Annotated in this window: 10 protein-coding genes; all 10 read right to left on the bottom strand. The window is 44.4% G+C overall.

The features are described from left to right. Nucleotides 1–242: 242 nt before the first annotated feature. A complete protein-coding gene (lysS, locus tag N693_RS0105105; protein ID WP_025783728.1) occupies nt 243–1733 on the bottom strand; it encodes a lysine--tRNA ligase in 1491 nt (496 codons plus the stop codon). A 282-nt stretch (nt 1734–2015) separates the two neighbouring features. Further along, complete coding sequence (gene folK / locus N693_RS0105100) at nt 2016–2534, bottom strand: 2-amino-4-hydroxy-6-hydroxymethyldihydropteridine diphosphokinase (protein ID WP_025783727.1); 519 nt, start codon at nt 2532–2534, stop codon at nt 2016–2018. Then, the gene (gene folB / locus N693_RS0105095) at nt 2531–2899 is read right to left on the bottom strand and encodes a dihydroneopterin aldolase (protein ID WP_025783726.1); all 369 of its coding nucleotides are present in this window, start codon (nt 2897–2899) and stop codon (nt 2531–2533) included. The genes folK and folB overlap by 4 nt, the downstream gene beginning before the upstream one ends. 11 nt (nt 2900–2910) lie before the next feature. Next, nucleotides 2911–3762 (bottom strand): dihydropteroate synthase, encoded by an 852-nt coding sequence (gene folP / locus N693_RS0105090; RefSeq protein ID WP_025783725.1) that lies wholly within the window; start codon nt 3760–3762, stop codon nt 2911–2913. A gap of 130 nt (nt 3763–3892) precedes the next feature. Then, a complete protein-coding gene (gene cysK / locus N693_RS0105085; protein ID WP_025783724.1) occupies nt 3893–4819 on the bottom strand; it encodes a cysteine synthase A in 927 nt (308 codons plus the stop codon). A 131-nt stretch (nt 4820–4950) separates the two neighbouring features. Beyond that, entirely contained in the window at nt 4951–5883 is a 933-nt protein-coding gene (locus N693_RS0105080; RefSeq protein WP_025783723.1) for a peptidyl-prolyl cis-trans isomerase, read from the bottom strand. Beyond that, complete coding sequence (gene hslO, locus N693_RS0105075; protein ID WP_025783722.1) at nt 5861–6748, bottom strand: Hsp33 family molecular chaperone HslO; 888 nt, start codon at nt 6746–6748, stop codon at nt 5861–5863. Before hslO ends, N693_RS0105080 begins: the two co-directional genes overlap by 23 nt. Next, nucleotides 6745–7527, bottom strand: coding sequence for a type III pantothenate kinase (locus tag N693_RS0105070; protein WP_025783721.1), 783 nt, complete (start codon nt 7525–7527; stop codon nt 6745–6747). The genes hslO and N693_RS0105070 overlap by 4 nt, the downstream gene beginning before the upstream one ends. A gap of 108 nt (nt 7528–7635) precedes the next feature. Continuing rightward, entirely contained in the window at nt 7636–9633 is a 1998-nt protein-coding gene (gene ftsH, locus N693_RS0105065; RefSeq protein WP_025783720.1) for an ATP-dependent zinc metalloprotease FtsH, read from the bottom strand. A 129-nt stretch (nt 9634–9762) separates the two neighbouring features. Beyond that, complete coding sequence (gene hpt, locus N693_RS0105060) at nt 9763–10305, bottom strand: hypoxanthine phosphoribosyltransferase (protein ID WP_025783719.1); 543 nt, start codon at nt 10303–10305, stop codon at nt 9763–9765. Between the last annotated feature and the right edge of the window lie 16 nt (nt 10306–10321).

The following is a 10321-nucleotide window of genomic DNA, read 5'->3' as shown; positions in this document are numbered from 1 at the left end:
AAGGTTCATAGTGTTTCTGTTTTGCGTCCAAGTTGTTTTGGCAACTTTTATATAATACCACGCTGTATAATCCGCGTCAAGAACTTTTTAAAAGTTTCTTTCGCTTAAGTTGTAGTACATAAATAGTTATGTCAAAAGCAACGTGTTCAAATATACCACGCATAGAAAACTAAAGCAAGTACTTTATTCTCAAATAAAAAAGAGTGTATCTCAACAAGCGAGATACACTCTTCCATTGACACTTAGTCTTTAGAACGCATTTGTGGGAATAGCAATACATCGCGGATTGACTGAGCGTTTGTTAAGAGCATGACAAGACGGTCAATACCTATTCCTAGTCCGCCTGTTGGTGGAAGACCATACTCTAATGCTTCAATGAAGTCGTCATCCATTTCATGCGCTTCGTCATTACCTTGTTCTTTTTCCACAAGTTGTGCTTCGAAACGTTGACGTTGGTCAATCGGATCATTGAGCTCAGTAAAAGCATTTGCGTGTTCACGGCGTACAATAAACAACTCAAATCGATCTGTAAAGCGACCGTCTTCAGGATTCTTCTTCGCAAGTGGTGAAATTTCAACGGGGTGTCCATAGACAAACGTCGGCTGCACAAGTTGCTCTTCCACTTTTTGCTCAAAGAATTCATTTAGTACATGTCCTACTTCCATCGTCGGCTGTACTTCCACGCCATGTTCCTTAGCAAGTGCATGCGCTTCGTCTTTCGTCATTTCTCTCCAGAAGTCTACACCTGTATACTCCTTAACCGCATCCGCCATGTGTAGACGTTTCCAACCCGGAGACAAATCAATGATGTCTTCTCCATATTGTACTTTCGAAGTACCTAGCACTTCTTCAGCGATGTGAGCAATCATATTCTCCGTTAATGCCATGATGTCGTTATAGTCCGCATAAGCTTCATACAGTTCAATCATCGTAAACTCAGGGTTGTGACGCGTAGAGATCCCTTCGTTTCTGAACACACGACCAATTTCATATACTTTTTCTAATCCGCCAACAATCAGACGTTTCAAGTGCAACTCAATCGCAATTCGCATATATAACGTCATATCTAATGTGTTGTGGTGAGTGATAAATGGACGGGCAGATGCACCACCTGCAATTGAATGCAGCATCGGTGTCTCTACTTCCAAGAAACCTTGTCCATCCAAATAGCGACGCATAGACTGAATGATACGGCTACGTAAGATGAACGTCTCTTTACTACCTTCAGTAGAGATCAAATCTAAGTAGCGCTGACGGTAGCGCTGCTCAATATCTTGTAATCCATGAAACTTTTCAGGAAGCGGTCGGAGTGCTTTTGATAAAAACGTGAACTCTGTCACTTTAATAGAGAGTTCCCCAACTTTTGTTTTGAATACCGTTCCTTCGATTCCCACAATATCTCCTAAATCAGCCATTGTGAAGAGCTTATATGCATCTTCTCCAATTGCATCTTGACGTACGTAAATTTGAATCTGGCCTCCGAGATCCTGGATATGTGCAAATCCAGCCTTCCCCTTACCACGCTTCGTCATTATACGTCCGGCAATTTTAACAACGTGCGGGTTTTCGTCTAACTCTTCTTTAGATAGTTCGCTATATGCTTCTGTTAACTCGTTTGATAAATGAGTACGCTCAAACCGCGCACCAAATGGATCCAATCCACTGTTACGTATCTCTTCCATCTTCTGGCGTCTCACTTGACGTTGGTCGTTCAACTCTTCTATATTCGACATCCTGTTCACTCCTCTAAATTCTAATGCGCTATCCGCCTATTATAACCTTATTGTACACAATTTCATCATGTAAAAAAAGCCGCTGGGTTAGCGGCTTTAAAAATCCGTTCCATAACGCTTCCCCATATTGCCCACCAACACTCCGTCATTTCACCCGAGAAGTGATTCGATACTCCAATCATCCATCAGCGAAGGTTCAGTTGGTTAATGGACTTACGGTTTACGCCGCACTTGTATGCCACCCAACAAGAACGCACATTCGCCCCTCGATCGATTCGCATTTTACACGAATTCTTCATCACCAGTCCCGTCCTTCTCTATTGCTCCCCACAATACTACCCCACCTTCTTGAATTGCAGGCTCATCTCGAAATTGACGTCCCGTAACCGGATCTGTACACTCTGGAGCCAGTTCCGTTAAAGGGATTAACACAAAAGCTCGCTCCCGCATCCGAGGATGAGGGACAGAAAGCGTTTCTGATTCAATCGCGTCGTCATTATATAGCAAAATATCAAGATCCGCCGTCCTAGGACCCCAACGAATCGTCCGCTCCCTGCCCAACTCCTGCTCAATTCGTTGACAGACCGCAAGCAGTTCAAGCGGTGCAAGCGTGGTTGTTAAACGGACAACTATATTTAGAAAGTCCGCTTGATCGGTAACCCCTACCGGCGCGGTTTCATAGATTGAAGATCTTTCAATCAATTCAATCCCTTCCGTCGCCCGCAGGGAAGTAATCGCCGACCTTAAATACGTTTCACGATCTCCCATGTTCGTCCCAACGGACAAAAATGCTGTATTCATGACAACCGACCTCGTTCAATCTCTACTGACACAGAAGCATAATGTCCCGGAATCGGAGGATCTGGTTTCACGACCAGCACGCGAACCCCAAAAACTTGGTCCTTGTAATCGGAAAGTAATTTTCCAGCAATCTGCTCCGCAACCGCTTCAATGAGTTTAACAGGTTCCCCTTCCACAATAGACTGAACAACTGAATAAGCTTCCGCATAGTTCACAGTTTTGGATAAATCATCATTTGTTCCCGCCTCAGCCAAATCGACAGCCATCGATACCGACACAGTAAACCGTTGTCCCAAAACCGTTTCTTCCGGTAGTGCACCGTGATAGCCGTAAAACTGCATTTCGTTTAAATGTATGAAATCCATTTGTCTTCCCCCTAGATTGTAAATTTCTGTTTTCTCGTAAGCACATCCATCATCCGGACCATTCGAGCAATTGCTTTCACATCATGGACGCGTACAATATGACACCCATGTTCGATTCCATAGCAAACGGTTGCTCCCGTCCCTTCCATTCGTTCATCAACAGGCAAGTCTAGCACTTTTCCAATCAACGACTTTTTAGACGTCCCTAGCAGCACGGGATACCCTAGCTCCGATAATTGATCCAAGCTTTGCATCGCTTCTATGTTTTCGTGAATATTTTTTGCAAATCCGATTCCCGGATCCAACCAAATATTGCGGTCCGCTACCCCTGCATTCCGCGCAATCGCAATACTCTCTTGGATATCAGCAAGTAATTCATCCCCAAAGTCACCTTCATAGATAGCCTGTTCCCGGTTGTGCATCAAAATGATTGGTGCCCCGTATTGGTTTGCAACTTCTGCAATCCGCGGCTCACGCTTCGCTCCCCATACATCATTAATGATATGAGCACCCGCTTTCATCGCCTCCTCAGCAACAGTTGCTTTATATGTATCAATCGAAATTGCACAGTCCAGTTCCTTCGCTAGCACTTCGACGACAGGAATCGTACGTTCTAGTTCTTCCTCTAACGAAACTGGCGTATGTCCAGGTCGTGTAGATTCCCCGCCAATGTCAATAATTTTTGCACCATCCTTCATCATTTCTGTTGCGCGACGAAGCGCCGCATCCGTTTGGCTATATTGCCCGCCATCAGAAAACGAATCCGGGGTTACATTCAATATTCCCATAACAATCGTTTCTTTTGAAAAATCGATGTCCGTCCCACCCAACCGGTACGGTGCTTTTGCATAATCCAATTCCACTGCGCACACTTCTTTCCTTGCCGTTCATCTCTAAGACAGCTTTTTGTATCAGTTTACCGGTTACTCTCTCATTTTCCTACTGGAACGATATAAAAAAGAGGAAGCAATTACGCTCCCTCTCGTCTCTTCATTACTCTTCTTCAAACTGATAGAGCGGTGTGCTCAAGTATCGCTCGCCATTCGAAGCCAAAATCGCAACGACGATTTTTCCTTTTCCCAGTTCTTTCGCAGCTTTCAGTGCCGCAAACACAGCCGCCCCCGATGAAACCCCGCCTAAGATTCCTTCTTCTTTAGCCATCTTGCGCGCATATTCGTAAGATTCGTCATTTGTCACTTGTGTGATTTCATCATAGATTTCGGTATCGAGCACTTCAGGAACGAACCCTGCGCCAATTCCCTGGATTTTATGTGGTCCTGGCTGCCCTCCTGAAAGTACGGGAGAATCTGTCGGCTCTACTGCAATGATCTTAACATCTGGGAAGCGTTCTTTTAAGACGCTACCAACGCCAGTAATTGTGCCACCCGTGCCGACTGCAGAAACGAATGCATCAACTCTATCTAGTGCATCTGCAATTTCAGGTCCTGTTGTGAGTCGATGAACTTCCGGATTCGCCTCATTGTTAAATTGTTGCGGGAGAAACCATCCGTTTTCCTTCGCCAATTGTTCGGCTTTCGAAATGGCACCTTTCATTCCTTCAGAGCCTGGTGTCAAAATCAGATCAGCGCCGTATGCGCGTAATAAGTTTCTCCGTTCTAAACTCATCGTATCCGGCATCACGAGCACCGCTTTATAACCTTTAGCAGCCGCAATCATTGCAAGCCCAATTCCTGTGTTCCCACTCGTTGGTTCAATCAGGGTACCGCCCTCTTGTAGTTCCCCTGACTTTTCAGCCGCTTCAATCATCGCGAGTGCAATACGATCTTTCACACTGGAGCCCGGGTTGAAGTATTCCAGTTTCAAATAGACGTCAGCATCATTAGGTCCCACAAGGCGATTCAACTTTACCAACGGCGTTTGACCGACTAAATCCGCAACAGAGTTTCCCACTTTCTTCATTTCCAACACTCCAATCCTTAGTTAATAGGTAGGTTTTATAATGTATTCAGTTTACAGAAGAATTGTGCCATCTGTCAAATCAAACCAATCAACTCAAAACAGCAAAAAGCTCCGCTACAAGAGCGAAGCTTTTACTTTCCATAAAACCAGTGTGTATCGAATTCTTTCCAAAATGTTTCCGGTGTCACCGATTGGGAAAGCTGTTGCAGAGCTAGTTCACTACGTATATGTTCTTTAACTTCTTTGAACTTAAACGAACGACCTTTTAGAATGTCATGCACTTGAATAATCGCATACGAGCCTTCTTCAAGTTTAAATACATCACTCACACCATCATCTTTTAACTTCTTCGCTGTTTGCAGAATCGATTGGTCAACTTCTTCCGTCCGGCTGCTAATGTACCCAAGATCGCCTCCAATAGAAGCAGAGGACGAATCGATAGAACGTTCTTTGGCGAGAACGTCAAAACTAGACCCATCTTTCAATTCCTCGAGTGCCTGTTTCGCATCTGATTCTGTGGATGCAACAAGTAAAGAAGTCCGGTAAGCGGTCGGAATTTCGAACTGTTCTTCATTCTTCTCATAATACGCTTTCACCGCTTTATCCTCAATTACAATATCCTTCGTTAACACGCGGTTCAAAATGAGTTCAGAACGTACTTTTCTACGCATTTGATCGGCATCCAGTCCTGTATACGCTTTACCGTCAAGAGAAGAGAGCAATGCCAATTCACGGTCAATGTCTTCCTCAGAAACGTCGATTTTGTACTCTTTCGCAGCGGTTTCCATGACTCTGTCATTTACCAGGTCCAGTAGCACTTCACGACCGACCTTTTGTTCCATCGCGGTCATCCATTCTTCTCGCGTAATCGGCTCCCCAGCAACAGATGCCACTTCTTCACCTGCTTGAAATGGGCTTTCTGCTTTGTCCGGAATGAGCCAACCGATGAACCACAACAGATTCCCTAGCGCTAAAATCGCAATCAGCATAACGAGTGGTTTGGCTTTTAGCCGACGCTTCGGAGGTTCGTTCCCTCCCCGATTACGATCCAGACCGGATTTCATCGACAAAGTCCTTTAACTCTTCTTTTGAATAGACGTACTTTTCCAGACAGAAATGACATTCTGCCTCAGCCTGGCCATCCTCGTTCATCATTGTAAGGATTTCCTCTTCACCTAAGCTCTTTATCGCTGTCCCAAAACGTTCTTTCGAGCAATTACAGTCAAAGCTGACCTCCATTTGGTCGACGACTCGGACATTTTCCTTCCCAAGAACCTCTTCTAAAACTTGTTCAGGCGTCAGACCACGGTCAATCATTTTAGAAATCGGTTCCATCTGACTGATTCGCTGCTCCAATTCTGTAATGGTTTCGTCTGTAGCACCCGGCATCACTTGGAGGATGAATCCACCTGAAGCTTTTACTGTATTATCAGGATTAACAAGAACACCCAGCGCAACAGCGGAAGGCACTTGTTCTGAAACAACAAAGTACTGCGTGAAATCTTCTGCTACTTCTCCAGATATGATAGGAGTTTGACCGGTAAACATCTCCCGCAAACCAAGATCCTTCACAACAGTGAGCATCCCTTCTGTTCCGACCGCACGACGAACATCTAACTTTCCTTGGGCATTCAAGTCAAAATGTGTTTGAGGATTATGCGCGTATCCACGGATATGTCCTTGAGCATCCGCATCCGTCACAATCGCCCCAAGAGGTCCGCCTCCATCCAACTTCACTGTCAACTTGTCTTCGCCTTTCATCATAGCGCCCATCATGACTGTTGCTGACATCGTACGACCAATCGCGGCAGTTGCAGTCGGCCATGAATAGTGGCGACGTTGCATTTCACCTACCGCTTCTGTAGTTCTAACCGCATATGCACGAATTGTGCCGTCAAACGCTAGTGCTTTTATAAGATAATCATTCATTTACCATTCTCTCCTTGCTGGTTACGTTCATAGATTAGTTTTAGTCCTTTTAATGTGAGATAGTCATCCACAACATCGATAACATCTGTCTCTTTACCAATTAGAGGAGCAAGTCCTCCTGTTGCGATAACAGTAGGTACTTTCTTACTTTCGGCCTTCATCCGCCCCACAAGTCCTTCGACTTGTCCGACATAGCCGTATAGGATACCCGCCTGCATCGCAGACACTGTATTCTTCCCAACGACGTGTTCAGGTCGTGTCAATTCCACGCGCGGCAATTTAGAAGCACGGTCAAATAGCGCTTCCATCGAGATGTTAATGCCTGGAGCAATTGCGCCGCCCATGTATTCTGCATGTTCGTTCACGTAGCAATACGTAGTCGCAGTACCGAAATCGACAATTATGAGTGGACTTCCATACTCACTAATCGCTGCTACTGCATTGACAATCCGGTCTGCTCCCACTTCACGTGGGTTTTCATATTTAATATTGAGTCCTGTTTTTACCCCAGGACCAACAATGACTGGTTCCTGATTAAAATACTTTTTGCACATCTGTTCGAGAGGGAACATTACAGGAGGTACGACTGAAGAAATAATAATGCCTGTTATATCCGCAAACTCGAGTCCTACGTGTGTAAATAACGCTTTCACTTGCATTGCATATTCATCTTCTGTTTTTTGACGATATGTCTCCATCCGCCAATGATGCTTTAATTCAGTACCTTCATAGACACCGAGCACAATATTCGTATTACCTGTATCTAAAACTAAGAGCATGACTGATTCCTCACTAACCTCAATAGTCTTTTTTCCCTCACATCATACCACATATCATTTCAAAAAAAACAGCTGACTGTCTTTTCACGGACAGTCAGCTGATTATTATTAGTCTCTTCGTTTTTCGTCAATCGAATCTAGTGGCTCGTTTGTTCCTTCGTCACTTGGTAAATCACCTACAGAAGGATCTGCTGGTGCTCCAGTAACATCAGGATTTGCATCACTATCAGCACCTTCGCCAACTTCTTTACGCTCATAAGGGCGGTCCGGAAGTGTACCGTGGTCTTTCAAGTGATTGATTTGTTCTGCATCGAGCGTTTCAACTTCTAGAAGTGTCTTCGCAATCAAATCGAGCAAACTACGATTTTCAGTAAGAATTCGTTTTGCGCGCTCATACTCACTTTTAATAATTGACTGCATCTCCTGGTCAATTTCATAAGCGATTGAGTCCGAATAGTTTTGTTCGGAATTGAAGTCACGGCCTAGGAAGACGTTTCCACCTTGCGCTTGACCAAACTGCATCGGTCCGAGCTTATCGCTCATTCCATATTCCGTCACCATGGAGCGTGCTATGCCAGTTGCCCGCTGGAAGTCATTGTGGGCACCTGTAGATACTTCGCCAAGTACGATCTCTTCAGAAACACGTCCACCTAGAAGTCCTGCAATCTTATCCAGAAGTTCTGGTTTCGTCATGAAGTAACGATCTTCTTTCGGAAGCATCACGGCATAACCGCCTGCTTGCCCGCGAGGTACGATTGTAACTTTGTGCACAATGTCTGCATCGTCAAGCATTAAACCGACGACAACGTGACCTGCCTCGTGGTTCGCAACAATATTACGTTCTTTCTCAGAAATGACCCGACTCGTTTTCGCAGTACCTGCAATAACACGGTCTGTCGCTTCGTCGATGTCCGACATATCAATTGTTGTTTTGTTGCGTCTAGCTGCAACGAGCGCTGCTTCGTTCAGCAAGTTCTCTAGATCTGCACCCGAGAAACCTGGTGTCCGTTGAGCTAGTGCTTTCAAGTTGACCGTTTCGTCAAGCGGCTTATTGCGAGCATGTACTTTAAGTACTGCTTCACGGCCCTTAACATCCGGACGGCCAACAGTGATTTGACGGTCAAAACGACCTGGACGTAGTAATGCTGGATCTAGAATATCCGGACGGTTTGTTGCTGCTACGATGATGATTCCTTCGTTTTCACCAAAACCATCCATCTCAACAAGCAACTGGTTCAACGTCTGTTCACGCTCATCGTGTCCGCCACCAAGGCCCGCGCCACGTTGACGTCCTACAGCATCGATCTCATCGATGAAGATGATACATGGTGCATTTTTCTTTGCATTTTCAAACAAGTCACGAACACGGGAAGCACCGACACCGACAAACATTTCAACGAAATCAGAACCTGAAATCGAGAAGAATGGGACGCCTGCTTCACCAGCAACTGCACGAGCCAGCAAAGTTTTACCTGTACCTGGAGGTCCTACAAGAAGGATACCTTTAGGAATACGTGCACCAACGGCAGCGAATTTACGAGGATCCTTCAGGAAGTCGACGACCTCGACCAGTTCCTGTTTCTCTTCGTCCGCACCCGCTACATCTGTAAATCGAACTTTCTTGCGGTCATCGGTATGCAATTTCGCTTTGCTTTTCCCGAAATTCATAACCTTACCGCCACCACCGCCACCTTGAGCTTGGTTCAACAAGAAGAAGAACAAGATGATGATAATGATAAACGGCACTAGGCCGGTGAAGAATGAAACCCATGCACTTGCTTCTGGCGCTGGTAAAATTTCTACTTTCGCGTTCTTTGCCTTTGCAAGATCACGAATATCGTTCATAGTCATCTCATCATTCATCGGAACATTTGTTGTGAAGGTTTCATCTTTTTTCGCGTTTTTCATTTGTCCTTTAACTTCTAATACTAGTTGGACAGGTTGAATTTCGACAGATTCCACTTTCCCTTGTTCTAATGCTGTGAGAAATTCGTCATAACGGATCTTTTCCATCTTTGGGTTTGGATTGTTCAGCGAACTGAAGATTCCCATGATCGCTAGAAAAATCAGCCCATATAATAGAAAGTATCGAAATATTCGATTCATCCCAAGCCTCCTCATTTCTTCAACAGAAAACTATTGACAATCTTATCACATATGCAATTTGAATCACAAAGAAAATGCCTTAAGAAAAAAGTCTTATAATGCTCTTTCTCTAAAGGGTTCAAAAAGCATTTATGTTGTGTAAATTTCTTTTTTCAAGACACCGATATATGGGAGATTACGATATTTTTCTGCGTAATCTAGTCCGTAACCAACAACAAAAGCATCCGGCACTTCAAAACCTACCATATCTGCTTTCAAGTCAACTTTCCGGCCCGTTGGCTTGTCAAGAAGAGTTACAATCTTAATCGATTTTGCTTTACGATACTTAAACAGTTCTACTAAATACTTAAGCGTCTTTCCACTGTCGATAATATCTTCTACGATCAAAATGTCACGACCTTCTACACTTGCGTTCAAGTCTTTGATAATTTTAACTTCACCTGAAGAGACTGTTGCATTCCCGTAGCTAGAAACATCCATGAAATCGAGTTCTATGTATGCATCGAACCGTTTAATAAGATCGCTCATGAACGGCAAAGCGCCTTTCAGCACACCAATTGCAAGCGGAAACTTATCTTGGTATTCCTCTGTTAACTGCTTTCCAAGTTCTGCAACCTTTTCTTGTAACTGTTCTTCAGAAATCAGAACTTCTTGAATATCTTTTTCCAACATGAAAAAATTCCTCCTA

It is taken from the genome of Sporosarcina sp. D27 (assembly GCF_000586555.1).
Taxonomy (GTDB): domain Bacteria; phylum Bacillota; class Bacilli; order Bacillales_A; family Planococcaceae; genus Sporosarcina.
This window is presented reverse-complemented; position numbering and strand designations above follow the sequence as displayed.

What these genes read in the sequence shown, in the direction of transcription:
- hpt (WP_025783719.1), bottom strand. Translation starts at nt 10,305, where the DNA reads ATGTTGGAAAAAGATATTCAAGAAGTTCTGATTTCTGAAGAACAGTTA.
- folK (WP_025783727.1), bottom strand. Translation starts at nt 2,534, where the DNA reads ATGAATACAGCATTTTTGTCCGTTGGGACGAACATGGGAGATCGTGAA.
- N693_RS0105070 (WP_025783721.1), bottom strand. Translation starts at nt 7,527, where the DNA reads ATGCTCTTAGTTTTAGATACAGGTAATACGAATATTGTGCTCGGTGTC.
- cysK (WP_025783724.1), bottom strand. Translation starts at nt 4,819, where the DNA reads ATGAAGAAAGTGGGAAACTCTGTTGCGGATTTAGTCGGTCAAACGCCG.
- folB (WP_025783726.1), bottom strand. Translation starts at nt 2,899, where the DNA reads ATGGATTTCATACATTTAAACGAAATGCAGTTTTACGGCTATCACGGT.
- lysS (WP_025783728.1), bottom strand. Translation starts at nt 1,733, where the DNA reads ATGTCGAATATAGAAGAGTTGAACGACCAACGTCAAGTGAGACGCCAG.
- N693_RS0105080 (WP_025783723.1), bottom strand. Translation starts at nt 5,883, where the DNA reads ATGAAATCCGGTCTGGATCGTAATCGGGGAGGGAACGAACCTCCGAAG.
- hslO (WP_025783722.1), bottom strand. Translation starts at nt 6,748, where the DNA reads ATGAATGATTATCTTATAAAAGCACTAGCGTTTGACGGCACAATTCGT.
- ftsH (WP_025783720.1), bottom strand. Translation starts at nt 9,633, where the DNA reads ATGAATCGAATATTTCGATACTTTCTATTATATGGGCTGATTTTTCTA.